The sequence below is a fragment of the Paraburkholderia elongata genome (genome assembly GCF_013177735.1).
Classification (GTDB): Bacteria; Pseudomonadota; Gammaproteobacteria; order Burkholderiales; family Burkholderiaceae; genus Paraburkholderia; species Paraburkholderia elongata.
The window spans coordinates 1-23,433 of the sequence record NZ_WOEZ01000095.1 but is presented as its reverse complement, the minus strand read 5'-3'; the positions used below and the strand labels follow the sequence as shown (position 1 = coordinate 23,433).

Here is a 23,433-nt window from a genome sequence, read left to right as displayed (position 1 = left end):
ATCTCTTAACCATCCTTGTATCGTTGGCTCATTCTGCAGTTGACCCGACCGGCTGACAATCCCATTGGGACAGGACGAGGTGTTCACCGCCAGTTAACATGGTGCCGTCAACGTCGGACTCCAAAACGGATGGCAGGGCACGTCGGCCGGTGCGCATGTTGCGTGGCATTGCGCAGCGCGGGCGGTCACTTCCGCTGCGGACCTGGCGTGAATTCCGACGGCCTGTTGGACGCAAACGCAGCGGCGGCAGCGCCGTTTGATCAGACAAAGCCAGTGGCTTTAAGGGGGATTGTGTCGCAGCGTCCGGGCTGCTTTCAACGGGATGTCATTGACGACTATCGAACTGAGACGTGAATAGCGCTCAGGCTTTGTGCGAAAAGCTTTGATATTTTCAAGCGATTTCTCGATGCCGACTGCATGGCCAGCTATCCCGGTCGCGCCAAGGCCGCCATTAGATAGAGCAACTATCAGTGGCGCAACATAAGGCGCTTATTTCCAGCTCTCAGCGTATTCCATCAATTCTTTAACAAGATATTCCATCAATGCCTGTTTTGCGGGTGAAGGAAAACGATTCGGAAGCGTGAGAATGTACAGTTTGTTAAGCTGTCCGACGATCCGATACTGCGGAAGTACGTGCTGCAGATTTTGGGCAGCCGGCCCGCTCACTGCATACGTTGGCAAAATACCGATGCCCATGCCTTCCAGTACGGCATCGAGGAGAAATGGGTAGTCTGCCGATTGTAACGTTGGCTGGATATGGATGAGCTGGGCATCCGCATCGTCACTTCGGTTTCTGAGCTCGATCGTGGACTCCTGACTTGGCGGTGCCCCAATAAAAGTCTTTGACACGAGGTCCGCAGGATGGTCAATCGGCCCGCACCTTCGAAGATAATCCGAAGATGCGGAAAGGATCCAGTCAATCGAACAAACTTCACGAGCCACGTAATCCAAAGGCGGTGTTCTCTCGATCCGAAGCGCAATGTCGATTTCGGAGGCGATAATATCTTCGATCCGGTTATTGAAGGTGATCGTCAGCGAGATTCCCGGATGACTCCGCGCAAACTCACGTAGCTTCGGTCCGACAAATGACCTGCCAATGCCGGTGGGTGCGCTGATGCGAATCCGCCCCGTCAGCGTGTGGCCAAGCGTGTCGATGGATGCACGGGCGTTATCCAGATCATCCAGCATACGTCGTCCGCTGGCGTAGAGCATCTGACCTGCTTCGGTCAGTTCGAAACTGCGCGCCGATCGTCGAACAAGCTGCGCTCCTGTTTCAAGCTCGAGAACCTTGAGTCTCTGGCTGATGTTTGACCTCGACATATTGAGCGTGCGCGCTGCTGCGGCCAAACCCTGACATTCGACAATCTCTACGAACAACGTGATCAGATTCAGGTCCATTCGGTGTACTCGATGAGTAGCGGAACCGCGAATTCGTTGAATAAGCGCTGTCATTTCAGGGCTCCATCCCTTCAGACAACCACGTGGCACTCGTAAACGTAGATTGCGCGGGGACTAACGGCTCTGGATCAATCCCGCGTTCAACCCGAACAGCCGCCACTCCGAAAGCGCGTACGTTTCGAACACGCCCTCAGCGTGGTACGGGTCCTCTAGTACCAGCGCCATCGCTTCGTCTTTCGACTGCGCCCGATAAATGAACAGCGCGCCCGAGCCGTCTGCAAAAGGACCAGCCATGATCAGCTCGCCGTTCGCCTTGATCGTCCGTGCATACGACTGGTGCGCCGGCCTCACCCGCTCGACGTGCGAGAGGTCGGAAACGTATTTCGCGTAATTGACGTAGGTTCGCGCGGCGTGCGCGTCCGGTTCGACTGGCGTAGCGCCAGATGCACGCGGTGCTTTGAGCGGAACACGCCGATCCGCCGGGACGAGCGAGGCAGCGAGCAACTCGACGTTGCTGTCGAGCACGGTCCACTCGGCCAGGCGATAGTCCGCAATCGCACCTTTCAGAACGAACGGATCTCTTTGCGCTAACGTCTCGGCTTGCTGTTTCGACACGACGTCATAAACGAGCAGGACGCCGCGGGACCGCCCGTCGTCGTCGAGCAGCGGACCGCCCATCACTAGCCGGTCGTGCTCGCGAAGCGCATCCGCATAGGCCTGATGCTCGGCTCGGGACGCGTCCACCCTGTCCCGGTCCTGAACGTACATCGCGTAGTTCACGATTTTCATTGGGCCTGGATCTCCTGAGAGCACCTCAGAAAGCGTGGGAAGCGAAGACGCCGGCCCTTGCACGGCAGCGTTTTTGGAGGGCGAGGACGCTGCCATGGCCGAGGGCATGTCGGTAAGCGCGAGGCTTGCGATGCCTGCGGCGGCGGATACGAGAAAGCGGCGGCGCGACAGATCTTGCGACACGATGTTGTCCTTGAGTGGGACTACGGCTGATGAAGGTTGGTTAGTTTTCTTCAATGCCGACGATGAGCTCGCTGCCAAGCCAGCCGGCGACGAACGCCCGGCGCATTTTCAGGTGACGTGGCGCAGCCAGATGTCGAATGTCGCTTTACTGCCCCTTCGATGCTTTCATCAACACGGCATGCACCGCCTTCAATATTTCATCGGACAACGAAGGGTCGCTTTTGGCGACGGCACGGGCGGCGGCCATAGCCCCGATTTCCGCCGCGACGATGGCCATCGCCAGACGGCGCCGTTCGGCCTCGGGGATAGCTTCGTCCAGCACCGCCTCGAATGCGCTCGCCTTGTCCTGAAACCCTTTGGCGAACCGCGCACTGATGTCCTTTCCGTGCCGCCCGATTTCGCTCGCCGACGCCGTCATCGGACAACTCATGCCGGGATCGTCCCGGTTTAGCGGCGAAAGCAGGTAGTCGAGATACCCCGACACGCTGCGCTTGCGACGCGTTCCCTTGCCCCGGAACGCTTCGCGGCTCAGCGCCAGGCCCTGCGAAAAGGCTTCCGTCGCAAGATCGTCCTTCGAGCGGAAATGCGCGTACAGCGCTCCATGCGTCAGCCCGGCTTCGCGCGCGATTTCCGCGACGCCCACGCCATCGATGCCTCGTTCGCGAAACAGCCGGCTGGCCGTGGCCAGCAGCGCTTCGCGGTTTTCGTCGGATTGCTCACGTTTTACATACACCACGGTCTTCTCCTGAAACGGGTCCTGCGAATAACTCACAAATGTCGCGCCTGATTGATGCCGGCTTACTTCAACCTTCGAACAAGCTTCATCCGCTCCCGCCAATCGCGGCCGCCAAGCGGCGCAAAGCCGCCTGCGACGGTGACACGGGCGAAGCTCAGCCCTCCGCGAACGCCAGCAGCGGTTTGGCGTCGTGTGCGGCGCGCTCCGCGGCCGTGAAGGCTTCGAGTGCGCGATCGACGTGGTAGCGGCGCGCTGCCGGCGGCTTCAAGCTGCCCGCGGCCATGCGATCAAGCAGACTGCGCAGCGCCTGGCTGCCTTCATTCACCCCCTTGCGTGCCAGCCACGAAAAGAGGAACCAGCCGCGCACCTCGGCACCTGAGTAGACAAGCGCCGGGGCGAAAATAGGCATCTCGAAGGCCGCCGGGTCGGTCTGGCGGTGCGAAGACAAGGCTCCGTAGACGAGCAGGCATCCATTCGGGGCGAGCTGACGCGCAAGCGTGGCGCCGGTGCGGCCGGCGACACAGTCGATCGCGCTCACGATGCCATTGCCGCCGGTGGCCTTCTTCAGCTGCTCGGGCCAGCTTTCGTCCGCAGTGCATATCACGACGTCACCGCCAAGATCCTGGATCTCGGCGACCTGCTCTTCACGGCGTACGAGGTTGATGGTGCGGAACCCCTCCGCTTTCGCGATCTGCAGCACGAGGCGACCGACCGTCGAGCCGGCCGCGCTCTGGACAAGCCAGTCGCCGCGTCCAAGCTGGTGCTCCGACATCGTCATTGCCCATGCCGTCATCGGGTTGACCAGGGCCTGCGCGGCGTCCTCGTCGGAGATCGCCGCCGGTACAGGTATCGCGCGGGCGGCCGGACTAATGACTTGCTCTCTCCAGGTTCCGGGCACATCCAGCAAAACGACGCGCTCTCCGATCCGCGTGCGCGGCACGTCGCTGCCCACGGCGTCGATGATTCCGACCCCCTCGGACCCGGGCGAGGCTGGCAGTTCGGGCTGACGCTGACGGGCGAAACGTCCACGGATGATGTGCAAGTCGGACGGGTGCACCGGCGCCAGTAGCATCCTCACGCGGACTTCAGCTGGCCCGGGCGTGGGCTCGGGCAAATCACGCCAGTGGACCACCTCTGACGGCTCGCCGTTTTGTTCGATGACCAAGGCCTTCATGTGCTTTCTCCTTCGCTTGAGTTGAGGTGCTAGTCATGCCCCCGCGGGCGCGACGCGATGCCAAGGCTGCGGACTCACACGTAGCCAGACTTCGAATTTTGATTATGGTCGCAATCAAGCATAGACGCAAGCCCCTCGGAAAACCATTGTCCAAAGGTATGAACGCTCGATGTCCATCGATGACTGCAGCGACCGTTCGTGGAATGGCTCGCGCGCTCGTGGCAACGATTGGTGATGCCAAGCACTTTCGCAACGGACGGCAACTCGCTGCGTAGCTCCGCCTCGTCCCACGGCAGCACTCCAGCGGCGGCAAGCAAAACCTGCTAGGCAGCAGCAAGCGTGGCGATTTCTATGTGCGGATGCTGCTGATCCACTGCGCCCGTTCGGTGATCTTATGTGAAGGGTGGGTGCATGAGCTCATTCGCCGCCGCAATCACAACGTCGCCGCGGTCGGGCATGAAAGATTGGCAAGCAGTCCCAAGCACTCCGAGCATTAAGGTCCGCTGTTTAAGCGAAGCAGCCGCTCGAGTGACCAGGTGAAGACGATGGCGAACGGCGGCAACTGGCCCATCTACGGCCGTTGGGCCGTGTTTTCATGCGGACGTTCGAACGTCGGCTTCGCCCGGTTAACGGACCTTTGCGCGTCAATGTTGTCCGGCGCGTCGTGGAACTGGCGCCGGGCGATTCGGATCGACCGTAGTAATTTTATTCGGACTGCAAAAAGTGTAGTCCATTTGTCCTTTGCCGATTGTTCGAGCTTGTGATACGGCTCAAGCGGCACGCTGATCACCAGTCATTGAGGGACGCGCGATCCGGGGCGGAAATACGCACCAGCAGCCGTCGTCGTGCCGAAAGAAAAAGATTGCGTGCGAGCCGCTCGGAGCTGATGCCTCGACGTGCACGTAGCGCCTCCTATCTTCGCGTATATGCCCAAACTGAATTACGCGAATTTGAGTGTGCGGGGCAGGCGCAAGCCACTTTTCCACCAGGTAATGCAAGGACTTCTCGGCGGTGTTCATGGTCATCTCCTTCGATCACCCACCGCTCAGCCGGCTAGAGACTCAAGTGCTGCGACCTGAGCATATGCGACGGGGATGATTACAGCGTAGACTCGGCTGTAAATTTACGATAGTTAATGTTTTTAACTGAAATAATAAGGCATTACTTATACATTGTTCCTCTTGGGCGATCGTGACACCACGCACCGGTCAGGCCGCTTAACCTTTGGAAACGACCATGGAGCCCATGTACTGTTTCACGCGAGCGAGACTTGCTGCCCTTTGAGCGGATCGGCGCAGATTTCATAGGCATTCGGTGGCTGTTGAAAAGCGAGAACGAATTCCATCATTGTTTTCTTTTAAAAGGGAGGATCAGGCAGGCGTGAACGCGGCCGCGTGGCGGCGAGCAAATTCGGCGGCGGAAATCGGCGCGCGGCCGACCAACTGCTGGAAGGTGTCGGTCATGCGGTCATAACGGTTGTCGCGATGTAGCTGCGCCATGACGACCAGGTGCGTGGTCAGATGCGCCGGCTGTTGGAGTTCCCGGAGCTTCGCCTCCCACATCTGCGGCGGCACGTTGACGTATTGGATGGTGCGGCCCAGAGCGCTGCTGAATTCCTGTGCGAACTCGGTCATCGTCAGTGACTGGGGGCCGGTCAGTTCGTAGACTTTGCCGATATGCGGCTCCGGGTTGGCCAGCACCGCAGCGGCGGCTGCCCCCACGTCGGCGGCGGCGATCGGCGAGGTCTTGCCGTCAGCGAACGGCAGGCGGATGGCGTTGTCGTCGCGGATCCCCTTGGCCGCCTGCACCAGGAACATGCCATCGAAGAAAGCGGTTGGACGCATGTAGACCACCGGCAGGCCGGACCAGCGCAGCATCTGCTCTGCGAGCCAGTGCTGCTTCTGTTGCGGGCTGCTGGTGGTCTCTGTCTCGCTCATCTGCGATAGCGTCATCTGCGACAGATTGACGAAGGCCTTCACACCCAGGCTTTTGGCTGTAACCGCGACGTTGGCGGCCGCTTCCAGGTAGTCGGGCGAAACCGACATTGTGAAATACACCACTGAGCAGTCTTGCATGGCTGCGCGCACGGCGACGATGTCGAGCATGTCGGCGACCACGACTTCGGCGCCCAGGTCACGCAGCCTGTCGGCGCGGGCGTCCAGCTTGCGCACCATGGCGCGTACGCGATGGCCTTGTTCCAGCAGGATGGCGATGGCCGCGCGCGCGGTCGAACCGACGCTGCCGGCGGCGCCGGTGACGAGAATGGTTTCTTGGGACATGGCCTTCCTGATAACATCGAGTATGTAGGAAAATACATAGTGACATGCCGTTTTTACTATGTCAAAAAAAACATAGTCATTCCGTGTGCGCGTTGACGCAATCCAGGAGCAAAGCGAGTGAGTGATCTGAAGGAAGCCGCGGCCGGCAAGGAAAAGCCGCTGAAATACGTTCTTCTTGCCGGCATCTATAACGAGCCGCGTTCCGGCTATGAACTGACCAAATGGCTGCAGATGGTGGGCCAGCATTGCTGGTCGGTTGAGCACAGCTCGGTGTACCCCGCTTTGCGCGAGCTGGAGCAGGATGAACTCATCCAGTCGGAGCGCCTGCCGGGAACGCGCGGGCCGGAACGCTCGATCTACAGCATGACCGCTGCTGGGCTCGATAAGCTGAGGGCGTGGGTGGCTAACGGTTCGCCGCGCCCTGCCATCAAGGACGAACAGATACTGCGGGTGTTGTGCTTCGATTTGCTGCCGCGCGAGACAGCGTTGCAGCAAATCCGCGAGGTGCGTGCGGACCACCAGGTCCAGCTTGAATTCTTTCTCGCAAGACAGGCCGTGCTGACCGAGCGTCAGCTTGGACCGCTGCTGGTGGCGCGCCGCGGGGTGCTGGCGGAACAGGCCTATATCGCGTGGTGTGACGAGGTGGCGGACATGATTGCTCGCAGGCCAGCCTGATGCCCGGCCGAAGACTGCTTGCGTTAAGGGTTGTTCGACGCCTGCCCCGCGCCCTCATCCAAACCGAACACAATAAGCAGGCGGCAAATGCGCCGAAATCAAATGCCAGCTTTCGCCGCCGTCGTCGGACGTCCAAAGCGCGCCGGTGGTCGACCCCATCGCGAGGCGCATGCCGGAGTCATCTACAGCGAGCCCGTGCCGATACACGAGGTGATACGCCGGTGCAGGCGGCAACCCATTCGAGAAACGCTCGAACGTGCGGCCGCCGTCGCGTGTGCGCGTGACGACGAACTGGCCGTTCACCGGGATCCGGCACTGGTCTTTCACAGCGGGCACGAACCACGCGGTGTCCGGCTCGCGCGGATGCACGGCAACCGCGAAGCCGAAGCTCGATGGCTGCGCTTCGATCCGCTGCCAGTGTGCCGCGCCGTCAGTCGAGCGGAAGATTGCGCAGTGATGCTGCGTCCACAGCGCATCTGGATTTGCCGCGCATTGTACGACCCTGTGTGGGTCTTGCACGTTGGCATCGCCGCGCCGCTCAGGCGGCATGTAGTCAGCCTCCATCCCCTCTGCAGTCACGCGCCAGGTCGCGCCGCTGTCGGCGGTTTGCCAGACGCCGCCGCACGATACGCCGATTGTCACATGCCGGCTGTCGCGCGGATCGACCATCACGGAATGGATGCCCGGCGCGTCGTAGCCGCCACCGAACCATTCGCGGCGCTCCGGGCGATCCCACAGCGCACGGTTGAGCACCCATGTCTCGCCGCCATTGTCGGAACGGAAGAGCCCGCCGGGAATCGTGCCGGCCCACAGGACGCCCGGCTCGTCCGGGCCGCCGGTTTCGAGCGACCAGATTTGCTGAAGCGTCCAGGGAGGCGGCGGCGGGCTGGGCGCGGCGGCGCTCGCATTGTCCGCGCTGGTGTTTGCACTCGCGTTCGCGCCGTCACCAGTACGTGTCTCGTCGGCGGGCTGCGGCGGGTAGACGGGGACCGCGCACTCTTCCCAATCCTCCCTGCCCGCGCGCCGGCGATGCAGCTTCACACCGAAGTGGCCGAGATTGAGCGCGGCATACAGCGATCCGTCGCGCGGATCAGGCAGCACCATGCTCACAGGCTCGCCGACGAAATACGGCGCACCGAGCGTCCAGCCGCCATCGCCATCGGCTTGCAGAACGAACAGTCCCTTGCGGGTTGCGACAAGCAATCGATCGCTCATGTCGAGTTTCTCCTGTCGACCAGAGTTAGCGCTTTAGCGCTTACTCTGGTCCCATGCAAAGCTCAAGTACGGATGAAACCCGTTATCCGCCAGACAGCGCCTGTACGACGTAAACCCGGCTTTTCTCGCCGAGCGCATCGGACAGATGTTGTCGGTCGCGCACCCGCCGGCCGTCGACAAACACGGCGAGATGCCTCCGCAGTGAGCCCTGATCGTCAAGGATGTAGCCGCGCAGTCGAGGTTGCGCGGCGAAGACGGCCTCGAGCGCTTCGCCGAGCGTGCGCGCGTCGATCTCGCGCTCGGGCGTTGCGATATGCCGCTGAATCGAAGCAGCGAAGAAGATGTGCGCCATGGCGGGTAGCGGCGCGGGAATGGCCGTGTCCGTTGATTCTGTAGTTTAGGCGATCCGCCCCGCGTGCTTCGGGGGCATCGCCATACACCAGACGATAGGTTGCGGTACATTAGGGGAATCTTTACTGACGAACTCGGCGAGTCAACCGGCGGTGGGAATTCCCGGTATAGCGATGCCCAAAGTCTGCAGCAGCAGGATGGCGTTGAGGACCAGAATCGTTGCGGTCCCCAGAATCGCGGCGAGAGATACCAGTCGGCTGTTCACGAAAGCGCCCATGATGTCGCGCCGGCTGGTAAAGATCACGAGGGCAATCATCGGCACCGGCAGGGCAAAGCTCAATACCACCTGGCTGTAGACGAGCGCATCGGTTGCGTTAACACCCAACGCTACGACAATGAATGCGGGCACCATCGTCGCAAGACGGCGCAGCCAGACTGGAAGACGAAGACCCACGAAGCCTTGCATGATCATTTGCCCTGCCATCGTTCCGACCACCGAACTGGAAACGCCGGAGGCCAGCAGCGACACCAGGAAGACCCCGGCCGCGCCGGCGCCTAGCAAAGGCGTCAACGTGTGATACGCCGTCTCGATCTCGGCCACGTCGGGATGACCTGCGTGGAATGCGCCGGAAGCCATGATGACCATCGCCATGTTGACGAGACCGGCGAGCGTCAGCGCGATGACGACTTCGCGGTTCGAGAATTGCACCAGTCTGCGGCGCGCAACATCGGTGCGCGCGGACACGCGATTTTGCGTCAGGCCGGAGTGCAGGTAGAGGGCGTGCGGCATCACCGTGGCGCCGATAATGCCTACCGCGACACCGAGCGCCCCTGAACCATGCAACTGCGGTACGAACGTTCCGTGCGCCGCCGCTCCCCACGCTACGTGGACAATCAGCAGTTCGATCACATAAGACAGGGCAATGGCGCCAATGAGACCGCCGATAATCAGCTCGACCGGGCGGAAGCCTCGCTTCTCGGCCATCAGGATCGCGTAAGTAACGAGTCCAGTTACTGCCATGCCGAAGAGCAGAGGCAGGTGAAACAGTAGTGCCAGGCCGATCGCGCCGCCCAGAAACTCTGCGAGATCCGTCGCCATCGCCGCGATCTCGCTGATTCCCCACATCGCATAAACCACTGGAGCTGGAAAATGCTCACGGGACATTTCGGCGAGATTGCGGTTCGTCACAATGCCCAGCCGTGCCGAGAGTGCCTGGAACAGCATCGCGATAATGTTGGCAGCCAGCACGACCCAAAGTAGCGAATAGCCGTACCGGGCTCCCGCCTGAAGGTTCGTGGCGAAATTGCCCGGATCCATGTACGCGATGGAAGCAACGACAGCCGGGCCGGCAAACAGCAGTGTGGACCGGATGCCGGCGCTGCGCCCAGCCAGAACCTCGCCAATGGCCAGCGTTGTTCGATCGGTCATCCCCAGACGTGCGGCTGGTGCACTCATCGCAGAAATCCTCTCGCGTCAAACAGACTGTCGGTGCTATGGCTATGGCCAGCGCCAAGGACCGGGTGGCGTGCTTCAGATGGCAATCCATCCCAGCCTTTTCGCTATCCGTTTGCATAATGCGGTGAGGAACGCGAAAAGAACAATTGAACGTTCTCATCGCTTCGATAAAGAAACCAGATTCGTGAATAGCATCGCTGACGGCGTTGCGCGATCTTCAGCGTCGGCCGCCGCCCAAGTGCCACGGCAGTTGCCCCGAACACCATCCCCCGCCCACCGCTCAGTAGGCCGCGCGCAGGGCCTCAGTGGCGAGGGCGAGCCGCGACGCGATGACCTTCACCAGAAAGCGATGAAACTGCTGCGCGGCTGCGGGGTTGTCTTGCTCGAGAGCAACGAGCGCGGCCAGCGACAGCCTGCGCACGCGCGTCGGCACCTCGGCGAACACGTCCGCGCTGCGCGGCTGCTGCGTGTACATGGCCATTTCGCCAACGACCGTGCCCGGGCCGGAAGCGCGCAGCCTCACCGACCGCCCGTCTCCGAGCGGCAGCGAAACCGCGACCCGCCCGCGCTCGATGATGTACAGTGCGTCGCCCGCCTCCCCGCGAAGAAACAGTGGCTCGCCGGCTAGCAGCTCATGCACTTCGAGATAGGTGGACAGTGTGTTCAGTGCGCTGGCCGTGAAATGCCGCGCGAGCATCGCGTGGAGGTCGTCACCGCGCTTCGGCGCAAGCGCGCTTGAGGCGAGCAGTTTGTCTTCGACCCATTCCAGGCCCGCGTCGAGCGTGTCGAATTCACGAATCCGCAGATTGAGCGTGCCGGTTTTAGTAAGCAGATCGCGCGAGCGCGGCGGCAGCGCGGTCAAGATTAAGTCCGCGTCCGTCGCCGCGCAGAGCTGCCGCAGCTTGACGAAGCTGATCGATACCGACGCGTCTATGCCTTGGGTCGACGCGAAGTCGAGCACGACGAATCGGACCGACGCCGGATCGCGCGCGGCGAGCCGCTCGCGTATGCGGTGGAGGATCGAATTGGCCGTGCCGAAGAAGAGAAACCCTTGCAGGCACATTCCGTACACCTGTGCGCCGAGTCCGCGCAGCGATTCGGTCTCCTCGATGTTGCGCTCGACATTCGATGTCCGGGTGAGGAGGTCGAACTCCATGCGTATGCAACTGGCCCGCCCGTAGAGCAGCGTGAACATCACGCACGCGGCGACGACGCCTGCGACCACGCCGATGATCACGCCCCAGGCCGCGATCGTGCCGAGAATGACGGGCACGAGCAGGTACTCGTACCAATTGAGCTTCGCATAGGCGCCGACAACCCAGTGCACGAGGAGGCGCAGCCCCATGAAAAGCTGGAGGCCGACGAGCACCGGCACGGGAAAGAGCGCGACGAGACCGGGCGACGCGGCAAGCACGACGAGGCACGCGAGCGACGCGAACACGCCCGCCATCCGACTCGTCGCGCCAACGCGCGCGTTGAGCATCGAGCGATTGAACGACTGATAGCCGACCATTCCGCCCAAAAGCCCGCTCGCGAGATTGGCGAGGCCCGCGGCCCGCATCTCGCGATTGAGATCGACCTCCTCGCCCGTCGCCGCGCCGATTGCCGTCGAATTCATCAGGATTGTGACAGCCGAGGCCGACGTGACCACGAGGCTCTCCGGAAGGTGTGCGGCGATCGCCGACCAGTCGATGCCACCCTGCGCGAGCTGCGCTGTCAGGTGCAGCTCCGGAAGCCCCGCGAGCCGCAGCGCCCCGCGCGGCAGCAGCAGCCCCATGCCGCGCGCTTCGTCGATCGACAGGCCCGCGGCGCGCAGCAGGACGTAGAAGAGGACGACCCCGAAGGCCAGCGTGAGCGGCAGCGCTGCGACGTGCTTCCAGGTGCGCATCAGGATGGTGGCCAGCACGCCTACGACGAGCGCGGGGAGCCACGCGAGCCAGTGAAGATGCGTCAACAGCACGAGCGTCTGCCATTGCAGGGACTCGCCCGTCATCACGCGGAACGCGCCGGCGAGGAGCAGATAGCCCGTGCCGGCGAGGAATCCGCCGAGGACCGGGTAAGGCAGGAACTGCAGCGAGCGGCTGCGCTTCGACGAACCGATCGCGTAGAGCACGATGCCGGTCACGAGCGAACAGAGCGCGATCGCGATCAGCACGGTCAGGAGGAGGGTCTGCGGGGAGCCGCCGTCCGCGCGCACGCTGCTCGCGACGCCTGCCGCCACACCCGCGAGAAACGCCGCCGCATTGCTGTCGGGGCCGCCGATGTTCAGGCGCATCGAGCTCGTCAAGGAAATCACGAGCGCCGTGACGACACAGCTGACGAGCGCGGTGGGTACGCCGAGCATCGCGTAGCGGGCGAGATCGGCGCTGAAGATCATCGTGCCGAGGCTCATCGCGTAGCACAGCATGACGAGCGCCGATACCGCCCCGGCCGCCAGATCGCCGGGCAGCCCCGCGACGCGCGAGCGTGGCGGGACGTCGGAGACGGAAACGGTGTTGCCCGGCTTCACGTGAATTCCCGGTGGAATGCGGAGGCGCGATGGGTGCCGTCCAGTATCCGTCCTCAATCGAAAGCCTGTCAAACGCCATACGCGGTCCGTGGCGGACGCCTACACTGGGTATTCATCGGCACGATCCGCGACAGGCTCGGGGCCATTCGCATCGGCAACCGGCGCGCGCTTTTCGTCTGCGCTTTGAGCCCATGGGAAGGAACCGGAAGCGGACCCGGGCGGCAGAGCGGCGCGCGCCGCCCGGCATTGGATGCAGGCGGCGAACATGGATATTGAGCAATGGCTGCACGTCCTGGGACTTGAGCAGTACGCGCCAGCGTTCGCGGCAAACGATATCGATCTGTCGCTGCTCGCGCAGCTGACCGATGTGGACCTGAAGGAGCTCGGGGTGCAGTCGCTCGGCCACCGCAAACGCATCCTCGCTGCCGCCGCGCGGGACTCGGCGACAGCGGCCCCGCCGGCGGCGCAGGCTCCCTTCGCCGTGGGCACCCCCGCGGACGAACGCAGGCAGGTCACGATCCTCTTTGCCGATCTCTGCGGCTTCACGGCGCTGTCGCGCACGCTCGATCCGGAGGAGCTGCGCGCGCTGATCGGCCGCTACACGGCGCTCGTCGACGGCATCGTGCTCGCCTATGGCGGCACGACCGACAGGCACATCGGCGATGCGGTGATGGCGCTGTTCGGCGCTCCCCGCGCGCACGAGACGGACACGCTGCGCGCGGCCCGCGCGGCGCTCGACATCCATGACGCGCTGACGCAGCTGAGCGCGCAGGCGGGGCGGACGTTGCAGGCGCATGTCGGCATCGCGAGCGGCGAGGTGGTCGCGGGCGCGCTCGGCTGCGTCGACGCGCGGGACTACACCGTGACCGGCAACCCGGTGAACCTGGCCGCGCGGCTCCAGGCCGCGGCGGCGGCCGGTGAGACCTGGCTTTCCGATGACGTGGCGCGCGCGCTCGGCGACGCCGCCGTCTGCGACGCGCTCGGTGAGCAGCGGTTCAAGGGCATCGACACGCCGGTGCGGGCATGGCGGCTGCGCGCCATCGCGAGCGAATCGGCGAAGGCGAGTCGGAGCCTCTTCGTCGGACGCCAGGCCGAGCTCGAGCAGTTTCACGGTATCGTCCACGCGTGCCTCGCGAGGCGGGCCGGCCACGTTGTCCATGTGCGCGGCGAAGCGGGCATCGGCAAGACGCGTCTCGTCGACGAGATGCGCCGCTACGCGCAGTCGCAGGGCTTCGCGATCCATCGGGGCCTCGTGCTCGATTTCGGCGTGGGCAAGGGGCAGGATCCCGTGCACGCGATCGTCGGCAGCCTGCTCGGCCTGCCGGCCGGCGCATCGAGTGACGCGCGGCAGGCCGCCGCCGCGCGTCTCGCCGCTGAGGGCGTCGTCAAGGACGAGCAGCACGCGTTTCTCCACGACCTCCTCGACCTCCCGCTCGCGGGCGAATGGCGAGCCTTCTACGACGCGATGGAACACGGCGCGCGCAAGCGCGGCAAGCAGGCGCTCGCCGCGAGACTGACCGACGACGCGTGCAGGCAGGCGGCGACGCTGATCGTCGTCGAAGACCTGCATTGGGCTGACCCCGAAGTGCTCGACTATTTCTCGGCCTTCGCCTCGGGCATCGCGAACGGCCCGGGCCTCCTCGTGATGACGTCGCGCGTGGAAGGCGATCCGATCGATGCGACGTGGCGAGCGCGCTGCCGGGACACCCCGTTCGCGACGATCGATCTCGGACCGCTGCGAAAGGACGAGGCCCTGAGCCTCGCGGGCAACTTCATCGATGCGACGCAGCGTGTCGCGCGCGCCTGCATCGAGCGCGCGGGCGGCAATCCGCTGTTCCTCGAGCAGCTATTGCGCAACGCAGAGGAAGGCGGCGGCAGCGCCGTGCCCGCCTCGATCCGGAGCCTCGTGCTCGCGCGGATGGACCGGCTCGCGCCGCACGACCGCCTGGCCTTCCAGGCGGCCGCCGTGATCGGCCAGCGTTTCGACATCGCGTTGCTGCGGCGGCTCATCGACGATCCCGGCTACGTCTGCGACGGCCTGCTCGCCAATGCGCTCGTGCTGCCGGAGGGCGAAGACTTCCTGTTCGCCCATGCGCTGATTCAGGAGAGCGCATACTCGACGCTGCTGCGCGCGCGCCGGCGCGAGCTGCACCGCTGCGCGGCCGACTGGTTCGCGCACGGCGACTCCACGCTGCACGCCCAGCATCTCGACCGCGCCGAGGACGAACGCGCGCCGCGGGCCTATCTGGCCGCCGCGGGCGCGCAGCGCACGGCCCACCTGGTCGAGGCCGCGCTGCGCCTCGCCGAGCGGGGCCTCGAGATCGCGCAGACCGACACGGACCGTCACGCCCTGAGCTGTTGCAAGGGCGAGCTCCAGCGCGACCTCGGCGACATCGCGGGATCGACCGCCACCTATCGCGCGGCGCTGGCGGCCGCCCCCGACGACGCCAGTCTGTGCCGCTGCCAGCTCGGGCTTGCGGAAGGCCTGCGCGTGAGCGAAGGTCTCGACGAAGCGCTAGACCTGCTCGCGGCCGCGCAGCGGATCGCGGAGCGCGACGACCGGGTGGCCGAGCTCGCGAGCCTTCACCATCTGCGCGGCAACATCCTCTTTCCGCTCGGGAAGATCGATGCCTGTAGCGCCGAGCACGAACGCGGGCTCGCCTATGCGCGGCGCCTCGGCCTGCCGGAGGCGGAGGCCCGCGCGCTCGGCGGCCTCGCCGATGCCGCGTACGCGCAGGGGCGGATGCGGACCGCGTTCCGCCATTTCAGCGATTGCGTGGCGTTAAGCCGCGAGCACGGATTCGGCCGCATCGAAGTCGCCAATCGTTCGATGCAGGGCTTCAGCCGCATCTATCTGAACGACGCGCGGCAGGCGCGCGAAGACGCCGTTGCCGCCGCGCGCGCCGCCGAGCTGATCGGGCAGCCGCGCGCGCAATTGCTGGGCGAGACGCTCGGCGTGTTCGCCTGCTACGAGCTAGGCGATGGGCAGGCTGCGCGGGTCCATCTGGAGCAGGAAATGCGGGTGATCCGGCAGTTGGGCGCGCGCCGATTCGAAGCGCAGAACCTGGAAATGCAGGGACGTGTATGGCTGGACGATGGATGCCGCGGCGAAGCGGTGAAAGCGCTTCGCGAGGCGCTCGCGATCTCGCGCGAAGTCGGCACGCAGTTCTGCGCGCCGAAGGTCCTGGGCGCCCTCTCCCGCGCGGTCGACGAGAACGACGAGCGTGCGCGGCTCCTGGCAGAAGGCGAGAACCTCCTGCGCCTCGGCGCGGTCGGCCACAACCACCTCTGGTTCTACCGCGACGCAATCGAAGCGATGCTGTCGGCCCCCGATCCGGCCGGCGTGCTGCTCTACGTGACGGCACTAGAGGACTACACGCGGCGCGAACCGCTGCCTTGGGCCGAGCTGTTCGCGGCGCGCGGCCGCGCGCTCGCGCGCACCCTGCAGGAGCCCGCGGACGAAGCCGTGCGATGCGAGCTCGGGCGCGTGCGAACCGTGCTGCTGCAGGCTGGCTTTCGGCACTACCTGGCCGCGGTCGATGCAGCGCTCGCCGCTTGATGCGAGCGTCAATCCAGCGCCGCGTGTCTATCCGTCCGGCTGCCGACACGAACGACTGTTTTTCCGGTTCTGTGTGCATATGCATGCAAGGTAGCAAGCTGCCTAGCCAGGCGGCCCCTTAGAGGAACGGCGAAATGTTCGCCATCGCACGCGTCACGTAGGTTTCCTTCTCCCCCACCGGGGCGACATAGTGAATCGCGCTGCGTGCAGCCTCGACGCCTTCCAGACGTGCGATAAACCAGGCCGCCAGATACTGCGACGACAGGCACCCGCCCGCGGTCGCGACGTTTCCCTTAGCCACGAACGGCTGGTTGAGCACAGCCACGCCGGCCTCCTCGACCCACGGCTTGGTGGTCAGGTCCGTGCAGGCCGGAACGCCGTCCAGCAGGTCTAGCTTCGCGAGTATCAGCGTGCCCGAGCACTGCGCGCCGAGCAGTTGGCGCGTCGGGTCGAGCCTCAGCTGCGACATCAACGCGGCATCGGCGACGACGTCTCGGGTCTGTATCCCACTGCCGACTAGCACCGCGTCGGCGTCGCAAGCGTCCTTCAGCGACGCTTGCGCCTCCAGCACCACGCCGTTCATCGAACGCACCTTGGCCGCCGGACTGGCGATCGACACCCGCCAGCCGGGCTTCTTGACCCGGCTGAGGATGTTGAGCGCGATCAGCGAGTCGAGTTCGTTGAAGCCTTCGAAGGTCAGGATGGCGATGTGCATGGCGTCCTCGTGCGGGTGGAGACGTTGTGTCGCTCCATGGTAGGGCCGATAATCAATACAATCAAATAATTGTCATGGATACATTGAGACATGCCTCAGCCGCGCTACAAACAACTGGTCGACCAACTCGCGGCTGACATCCGTGCAGGCCACCTGCGTCCCGGGACGCGTCTGCCAACGCACCGCGACCTCGCTGCTCGCGAAGGCCTGGCTCTGGTCACGGCCACGCGTGTCTACGCGGAGCTGCAGGATATGGGTTTGGTGAGCGGCGAAACCGGCCGCGGCACGTTCGTCAAAGAACCTCTTCCTCGCGGACAGGGCATTGACCTGCATGCCTGGAGCACGGACACGGTGGATCTGAGCTTCAACTATCCGTCTTCGCCGGGCCAGGCCGACCTTCTCAGGGCGGCGCTGCGCCAGCTCGCGGCCGCAGGTGACCTTGAGTCCCTGCTTCGATACCAGCCTCACGGTGGGCGCGAGCACGAGCGGGCGACGGTGGCGCACCACCTGGCCAGCCGGGGTCTGGCAGCAACGGTTGAAACCACCTTGCTCGTGAGCGGCGCACAGCATGGGCTGACGACGACCGCCATGGCGTTGCTCGAGCCCGGCGACGTGGTGGCCGTGGACGCGCTGACCTACCCGGGATTCAAGCTGGCTGCCGAGGCCAATCGACTGGAACTCGCACCGATCCCGGCCGCTGGGCACGGACCCGATCTGGACGCGTTAGCGGCCCTGTGCAAGCGACGGCGCGTACGCGCCGTCTACGCCATGCCAACGCTGCACAACCCGCTCGGCTGGGTGATGAGCGCAACGCGACGTCGGGAACTTGTCACCATCGCTCGACGACATGGACTGATCCTCATCGAGGACGCGGCCTACGCATTCCTTGCTGAAGATGCTCCGCCTCCGTTGGCAGCGCTTGCTCCGGAGACGACGGTCTATGTGTCGAGCTTGTCGAAAAGTGTCGCGACGGGTCTGCGCGTCGGCTTCGTCTGTGCGCCGCGCGAATGGGTCCCCAGGCTCGAACGAGCCATCCGGGCGACAACCTGGAACACCCCGGCGACCATGACAGCCATCGCCTGCGGTTGGCTGGAAGACGGCACCGTGGCCCGCCTGGAAGACGACAAGCGGCGCGATGCCAAGATGCGTCAGAGCCTTGCGGCCGACGTTTTGGGCCGGGTCAAGAGGATCAGTCACCCCGCGTCGTACTTCGTCTGGCTTCCTCTGGCGCAGGAGGTTCGCGCGGACGGGATTGCTATGGCGTTGATGCGCGAGCGGATTTCAGTGTCGACAGCCCATCCGTTCTCGACGTCGGCTCAGGTACCTCACGCCATTCGCCTGGCAATCGGCTCCGTCGACCTGGTCACGCTCAAGCGGTCGCTGGAAACAGTGGCCCGAGTTATTGCCGACCAGACCTACTGACCGGCAGACGCGACGGTGACATATTTAATAAGGTCTACCGCCCTACACGACTCCCTGAGCCACCATCGCGAGCAGCAACCGTTCTGCGCCGATGCCGAAACCCGCACCCTCCCGATAGGCACCGCCGCCGACGATCTGTTGTTGCGCCCCGAGTTCGGTGCAGCGCATCTCGAAGCCCAGGCCGTTCAGGTAATAGCTAAGACCGCGTCGAGCCGTGCTGTCGAGTTCGTAACGCAGTCCGAACGAATCCAGAAAGCCCGCCACGATCTCCTGGCTGCGCAGGTTGCGCCCGTTGAGGGTCCGGGCAAAGATATTCGAAACCGAGTTGCGAGAATTCGCGGTATCGACCGGCTTGAGGCCGCTCGTAGCGATAGCAGCGCGCGACGTAAAACAACATGCGCTCCGTCTGCTGTCCCAGCAATTCCTTGCTGCGCTCCTGAAAGAGCGCGGTGGCTTCCGGGATCAGACAGCAGGGTCTGCCTTTCTTGTCCGGGAACGCCCACATCTGTCCGATGACCTCACTGCCACCGGCTTTCTGGATGAAGGTGTCTTGTCCCCACAGAGCAGGAACAATAGCCTCCTCTGCCCCGGCTTCCATGAAGGTAGCTCCGGAAGCGGTTTTCGAGAGCACGAATCTGGGCGGCTTCGTTTCCGACGATAAAACGGGTTCCACGAATCATGGTCATGTCTGGTCTCTTGTGCGTAAAAAGTAAAAAAGGCGCCATAGGCGCCTTGGTCGTTTATGCATGAAACGGGATCAGTGAGGTCCCGATTCTCTGCTATGGACGTAACGAACCACGGCGCAACAGCATGCGGCCGTGATGGTGATGAGATTTGAACAGTACGTTACGGGGTTCCATGATGGGCATAGTCGCACATCGAATTAATTTTGGGAACACGTCGCTGCCGTCTCATTCTGCCGTGCCACGCCCCACTCAATGCCGCCACGACCCATGCGGCAACTCGACGTCCCGCTGCGCCGCTGCCAATCCTTCGGTGATGCCCGCGCGATCCAGCGCAATGCAATAGACCGGCTTCGCACGCTCGAAGCGCCAACTGTCCGCGAGCGCCCCGGCATCGACTGGATCGAAGCCGAACTGATCGAGAAGCGCGCTCACGACGTGTTTGGCCCGTTCGTCATCGCCGGCGAACGGCAGTGCCCGGCGGTTCGGCGCATCCGCAGGTTTGCCGTCCGTTTCGAGGTCTTTCGCCAGAATCGCGTTGAAGGCCTTGACCACCTTCGCGCCCGGCAACGCGGCGGCCAGCATCTGACTGGTGGTCGTCGAGCGACTGTCGAGCGCCTCGATCTGGCCATCGCGGTCGGGATAGTAGTTGCACGTGTCGATCACGATCTTGCCGTCGAGCGCCGCAACCGGCAGCGCGTCAATGTTGCTGAACGGCACGGTCACCACCACCACGTCGCCGAATTTCGCCGCCTCTTCAGCCGTGCCGAGTGCACAGCCAAGCACCGCGGCCGTACTGATCAAGGTCCGCGGATCACGGGAATTACTGATCATCACGTCGTGACCATGGTTCTTCGCGAGAGTCGCCATCGCTCGGCCGAGAAAACCGGCGCCGAGAATGCCTATCTTCATGTTTCACACTCCATGTCTATCTAAGGATCGCTCCGTTGAGCGCCCGCCCATCGGTGACAAGCACTATGATTCAAAACTTCAACCGGATAAACGGGCGTAGTTTGATGAGTGTCGAAACTGGGAGTGGGGAATCATGGACCGTTTGACCAGCATGGCCGTGTTCTTGAAAACCGCCGACAGCGGCTCGTTCGCCGCGGCCGCGCTCGCCTTCGGCATCTCGTCGCAGATGGCCGGCAAGCATGTCAGCACGCTGGAGGAGCGCGTCGGCGCGCGTTTGCTCAACCGGACCACGCGCCGCCAGAGCCTCACGGAGATCGGCCAGATTTTCTACGAACGCTGCAAGGCGCTGCTGGCGGATGCCGAAGCGGCCGAATCGGTCGCACAGGAATTGTCAGCCTCGCCGCGTGGGCGTTTGCGCATCACCGCGCCGGTGACCTTCGGCGCCTGCTGTCTCGCGCCGATGATCACGCGCTACCTGAAGGCGAATCCCGAGGTGCGGGTCGAGTTGGCGCTGACCGACCGCTTCGTCGATCTGATCGACGAAGGGTATGAAGCCGCGATCCGTTTGGGCTCGCTGTCGGATTCGTCGTTGATCGCGCGGCCGTTGATGCCGTACCGGCTGATCGCCTGCGCGTCGCCCAGCTATCTGGCCGAGCGCGGCGAGCCGCAGACCCCGCAAGCGCTGGCGGAGCACGAGTGCCTGAGCTTCGTCTATACGAGCTTGCCGGTTGCGACCGAATGGCGTTTTGCCGATGCACAAGGCGAACACGTGGTGCCGATTTCCGGCCGCTTTCAGGCCAACGACGTGAAAGCGCTGCTGGCCGCCGCCCTCAATGGCGGCGGCGTGATACTCGCGCCCGAAGTGGCGGTAAAAGACGAGCTCGCCGCAGGCCGGATGGTGCGCCTGCTGAACGGTTACGAAGCGCCCGCGCGACCTATGCATCTTGTGTTTCCGGCAAGCCGCGCCACCCCGAAGTTGCGCGCGTTTATCGACCAGGTGGTGGCCGAATTCGGGCCGCACGCCGCGTGAAATGAGCCGCCGGGCGTACCCGGCAGGCACCCTCCGCCACCCGCCAATCTCCACCCATTGAGCGCTAGAATTGCCGGCTTTGCCCGCTTCGGGCGCGCGACAAGGCAAAATACGGGTTTTGCGCGCGCCGAACGCGCCGCAGACCGGATGAATCAGACCTCGGCGGCATGCTTGCCGCCGACCCTCGCAAAGACGCATGACGACGGCCCAGCAAGCCAATCTGGCATGTCGGGCCCGACGCGTGCGACGCAGCCAGGACAGCTCGTCCTTTAACAGAGCCCCTCAGGAGCATTCATGACCGATTCGAACCCCTCTTTCCTCGGCAGGATTTCACTTGCCGTCAGTACGTTTTTCAGCATCCTCGGCGATGGCGAATTCGCCGCAGGGGTGCTGCGCCTGCGTAAGGGTGGCGCAGGTGGCGCAGGCGGCGCCGCTGCCGCGAGCCCTGCACCTGCCGCTGCACCCAAGCCCGCGCCTGCCGCTGCGCCGGCCCCCGCGCCTCAGCCGGCGCCCACGCTGAAAGAAGCGAGCCCGGACGCCGCGCTCCAGTTGCTCGGCCTGCTGCAACGCGACGCGCGCTTCGTCGATTTCGTCGAAGAAGACATCAAGGGTTATAGCGACGCCGACATCGGCGCCGCCGCCCGCCTCGTGCACGACGGCTGCCGCGCGACGTTGCGCGAGCATTTCACGATCCGTCCGGTGCGCGACGAAGCCGAAGGCAGCCGCGTGACGCTGGCCGAAGGTTTCGACGCCACCTCGATTCGCCTGACCGGCAATGTGGTCGGCAAGGCGCCGTTTAACGGCAGCATCAGCCACCGCGGCTGGCGTGTCGACGAAGTGCGTCTACCGAAGCTGACCGACAGCCATAACGCCAAGGTGATCGCACCGGCTGAGGTGGAGCTATGAGCGACGCACGCTTCTCAATCGGGATCGACCTGGGCACCACGCACTGCGCGCTGTCCTACGTCGACACCACGGCCAGCGACGGCGAAAAGACCACCCAGGGCGTGCTGCCGATCGCACAACTCACCGGCCCCGGCGCGATCGACAACCTCGATCTGCTGCCCTCGTTCCTCTACCTGCCGCATCCGGACGAACTCGCCTCGGGCGACCTGTACCTGCCGTGGACCGGCCAGCGCGAATTCGCGGTCGGTGAATTCGCCCGCAGCCGCGGCGCGGCCACGCCGATCCGGCTCGTGTCGAGCGCCAAGAGCTGGCTGTGTCATCCTGGCGTCGACCGTCGCGCGGCGATTCTGCCGAACGACGCGCCGCCTGAAGTCGCTCGCGTGTCGCCGCTCGAAAGCTCGGTGCGCTATCTGACGCACCTGCGCGAAGCGTGGGACCACGCGCATCCGGACGCCCCGTTCAGCCAGCAGGACATCACGGTGACGATCCCGGCGTCGTTCGATCCGGCCGCGCGCGAGTTGACCGCCGAAGCTGCGGAAGCCGCCGGCTACGGCCGCATGACGCTGCTCGAAGAACCACAAGCCGCGCTGTATAGCTGGATTCAGAAGAGCGGCGGCCAGTGGCGCAAGCAAGTCAAGGTCGGCGACATCATTCTCGTGGTCGACGTAGGCGGCGGGACGACCGACCTCTCGCTGATCGCCGTGATCGAGCGCGAAGGCAATCTCGAACTGCATCGCGTCGCGGTCGGCGAACACATTCTGCTGGGCGGCGACAACATGGATCTCGCGCTCGCCCATGGGGTCGCACGCAAGCTCGCCGCTCAAGGTACCCAGGCCGACGCGTGGCAACTGCGCGCCCTCACCTATGCCTGCCGCTCGGCGAAGGAAACGCTGCTCAGCGACCCGTCGACCGACACCGTGCCGCTCGTCGTGCCGAGCCGCGGCTCGAAGCTGATCGGCGGTTCGATCCGCACCGAGCTCACGCGTGCGGAGTTGACCCAGACGATCCTTGAAGGCTTCTTCCCGCAGGTAGATAGCGCTGCACGTCCGGTGAGCCGCGCGCGTGCCGGTCTGACGCAACTCGGTCTGCCGTATGCGCAGGACGCGGGCATCACGCGGCATCTGGCGGCCTTCCTTGGCCGTCAGGTGGGCGCGCTCGCCGAACTCGAAGGCTTGCGCGATATCGCCGCTCCGGAAGGCGCGAGCTTCCTGCACCCCACCGCCGTGCTCTTCAACGGCGGCGTGTTCAAGTCGCCGCTGCTGGTCGAGCGGATCATGGGCACGCTCAATGACTGGCTCAGCGCAGAAGATGCGCCGCAAGCACGCCTGCTCGAAGGCGCGGATCTTGATCTCGCCGTCGCGCGCGGCGCGGCCTATTACGGCTATGTGCGGCGCGGCCAGGGCGTGCGCATTCGCGGCGGCACGGCGCGCGCGTACTACAT

Annotated in this window: 20 protein-coding genes and 1 pseudogene; 7 read left to right on the top strand and 14 right to left on the bottom strand. The window is 64.2% G+C overall.

The features are described 5' to 3' along the window. Positions 1 to 489: 489 nt before the first annotated feature. From GNZ13_RS18945 to GNZ13_RS18930, 4 genes are all read right to left on the bottom strand, one after another. Positions 490 to 1,398, bottom strand: coding sequence for a LysR family transcriptional regulator (locus tag GNZ13_RS18945; RefSeq protein ID WP_172167088.1), 909 nt, complete (start codon positions 1,396 to 1,398; stop codon positions 490 to 492). A 114-nt stretch (positions 1,399 to 1,512) separates the two neighbouring features. Then, a complete protein-coding gene (locus GNZ13_RS18940) occupies positions 1,513 to 2,187 on the bottom strand; it encodes a YciI family protein (RefSeq protein WP_172167086.1) in 675 nt (224 codons plus the stop codon). Positions 2,188 to 2,515: 328 nt separating this feature from the next. Further along, positions 2,516 to 3,142: a TetR/AcrR family transcriptional regulator gene (locus GNZ13_RS18935; protein WP_328807255.1), complete on the bottom strand. Its 627-nt coding sequence runs from the start codon at positions 3,140 to 3,142 to the stop codon at positions 2,516 to 2,518. A gap of 118 nt (positions 3,143 to 3,260) precedes the next feature. Then, a complete protein-coding gene (locus GNZ13_RS18930) occupies positions 3,261 to 4,280 on the bottom strand; it encodes a zinc-dependent alcohol dehydrogenase family protein (RefSeq protein WP_172167084.1) in 1,020 nt (339 codons plus the stop codon). A gap of 206 nt (positions 4,281 to 4,486) precedes the next feature. On the opposite strand from GNZ13_RS18930, the pseudogene GNZ13_RS18925 reads away from it, so the two are divergent. After that, positions 4,487 to 4,732, top strand: a pseudogene (locus GNZ13_RS18925) (transposase); the annotation flags it as partial. 318 nt (positions 4,733 to 5,050) lie between these two features. On the opposite strand, the gene GNZ13_RS18920 reads toward GNZ13_RS18925, so the two are convergent. Both GNZ13_RS18920 and GNZ13_RS18915 read right to left on the bottom strand, forming a co-directional pair. Further along, on the bottom strand, positions 5,051 to 5,299 hold the full coding sequence (locus tag GNZ13_RS18920) for a hypothetical protein (RefSeq protein WP_063500875.1): 249 nt from the start codon (positions 5,297 to 5,299) through the stop codon (positions 5,051 to 5,053). 351 nt (positions 5,300 to 5,650) lie between these two features. Continuing rightward, positions 5,651 to 6,559, bottom strand: a complete 909-nt coding sequence (locus tag GNZ13_RS18915; RefSeq protein WP_172167082.1) for an NmrA family NAD(P)-binding protein — start codon at positions 6,557 to 6,559, stop codon at positions 5,651 to 5,653. A 117-nt stretch (positions 6,560 to 6,676) separates the two neighbouring features. Between GNZ13_RS18915 and GNZ13_RS18910 the strand changes: the two genes are divergently transcribed. Then, positions 6,677 to 7,234 (top strand): PadR family transcriptional regulator, encoded by a 558-nt coding sequence (locus GNZ13_RS18910; protein WP_172167080.1) that lies wholly within the window; start codon positions 6,677 to 6,679, stop codon positions 7,232 to 7,234. Positions 7,235 to 7,288: 54 nt separating this feature from the next. Here GNZ13_RS18910 and GNZ13_RS18905 read toward each other — a convergent pair whose 3' ends face one another. The 4 genes from GNZ13_RS18905 to GNZ13_RS18890 all read right to left on the bottom strand — a co-directional run bounded on the left by GNZ13_RS18905 (position 7,289) and on the right by GNZ13_RS18890 (position 12,765). Then, positions 7,289 to 8,449, bottom strand: coding sequence for a WD40/YVTN/BNR-like repeat-containing protein (locus tag GNZ13_RS18905; protein WP_172167078.1), 1,161 nt, complete (start codon positions 8,447 to 8,449; stop codon positions 7,289 to 7,291). Between the two features lie 82 nt (positions 8,450 to 8,531). Beyond that, on the bottom strand, positions 8,532 to 8,801 hold the full coding sequence (locus tag GNZ13_RS18900; protein ID WP_172167077.1) for a MoaD/ThiS family protein: 270 nt from the start codon (positions 8,799 to 8,801) through the stop codon (positions 8,532 to 8,534). 141 nt (positions 8,802 to 8,942) lie between these two features. After that, positions 8,943 to 10,256, bottom strand: coding sequence for an Nramp family divalent metal transporter (locus tag GNZ13_RS18895; protein WP_172167075.1), 1,314 nt, complete (start codon positions 10,254 to 10,256; stop codon positions 8,943 to 8,945). 280 nt (positions 10,257 to 10,536) lie between these two features. Further along, positions 10,537 to 12,765, bottom strand: coding sequence for an SLC26A/SulP transporter family protein (locus GNZ13_RS18890; protein WP_172167073.1), 2,229 nt, complete (start codon positions 12,763 to 12,765; stop codon positions 10,537 to 10,539). A 265-nt stretch (positions 12,766 to 13,030) separates the two neighbouring features. Between GNZ13_RS18890 and GNZ13_RS18885 the strand changes: the two genes are divergently transcribed. Continuing rightward, positions 13,031 to 16,324 (top strand): adenylate/guanylate cyclase domain-containing protein, encoded by a 3,294-nt coding sequence (locus GNZ13_RS18885; protein ID WP_172167071.1) that lies wholly within the window; start codon positions 13,031 to 13,033, stop codon positions 16,322 to 16,324. Between the two features lie 118 nt (positions 16,325 to 16,442). Here the strand turns inward: GNZ13_RS18885 and GNZ13_RS18880 are convergent, their stop codons facing one another. Then, on the bottom strand, positions 16,443 to 17,039 hold the full coding sequence (locus GNZ13_RS18880) for a DJ-1/PfpI family protein (protein WP_172167069.1): 597 nt from the start codon (positions 17,037 to 17,039) through the stop codon (positions 16,443 to 16,445). Between the two features lie 90 nt (positions 17,040 to 17,129). Between GNZ13_RS18880 and GNZ13_RS18875 the strand changes: the two genes are divergently transcribed. Beyond that, positions 17,130 to 18,461, top strand: coding sequence for an aminotransferase-like domain-containing protein (locus GNZ13_RS18875; protein WP_172167067.1), 1,332 nt, complete (start codon positions 17,130 to 17,132; stop codon positions 18,459 to 18,461). Between the two features lie 42 nt (positions 18,462 to 18,503). Here GNZ13_RS18875 and GNZ13_RS52425 read toward each other — a convergent pair whose 3' ends face one another. The 3 genes from GNZ13_RS52425 to GNZ13_RS18865 form a co-directional block, all read right to left on the bottom strand. After that, complete coding sequence (locus GNZ13_RS52425; protein WP_236002080.1) at positions 18,504 to 18,725, bottom strand: hypothetical protein; 222 nt, start codon at positions 18,723 to 18,725, stop codon at positions 18,504 to 18,506. Further along, a complete protein-coding gene (locus GNZ13_RS54300; protein ID WP_236002075.1) occupies positions 18,658 to 19,059 on the bottom strand; it encodes an ATP phosphoribosyltransferase regulatory subunit in 402 nt (133 codons plus the stop codon). Before GNZ13_RS54300 ends, GNZ13_RS52425 begins: the two co-directional genes overlap by 68 nt. Before the next feature lie 337 nt (positions 19,060 to 19,396). Next, complete coding sequence (locus GNZ13_RS18865) at positions 19,397 to 20,056, bottom strand: NADPH-dependent F420 reductase (protein ID WP_172167066.1); 660 nt, start codon at positions 20,054 to 20,056, stop codon at positions 19,397 to 19,399. A 133-nt stretch (positions 20,057 to 20,189) separates the two neighbouring features. Here GNZ13_RS18865 and GNZ13_RS18860 point away from each other — a divergent pair, with 133 nt between their 5' ends. The 3 genes from GNZ13_RS18860 to GNZ13_RS18850 form a co-directional block, all read left to right on the top strand. Then, the gene (locus GNZ13_RS18860) at positions 20,190 to 21,086 is read left to right on the top strand and encodes a LysR family transcriptional regulator (RefSeq protein ID WP_172167064.1); all 897 of its coding nucleotides are present in this window, start codon (positions 20,190 to 20,192) and stop codon (positions 21,084 to 21,086) included. Positions 21,087 to 21,380: 294 nt separating this feature from the next. Beyond that, positions 21,381 to 21,992 (top strand): DUF2760 domain-containing protein, encoded by a 612-nt coding sequence (locus GNZ13_RS18855; RefSeq protein WP_172167062.1) that lies wholly within the window; start codon positions 21,381 to 21,383, stop codon positions 21,990 to 21,992. Next, positions 21,989 to 23,433 (top strand): Hsp70 family protein (locus tag GNZ13_RS18850; RefSeq protein WP_172167060.1); only part of this gene is annotated, 1,445 nt, incomplete at its 3' end. The genes GNZ13_RS18855 and GNZ13_RS18850, both read left to right, overlap by 4 nt.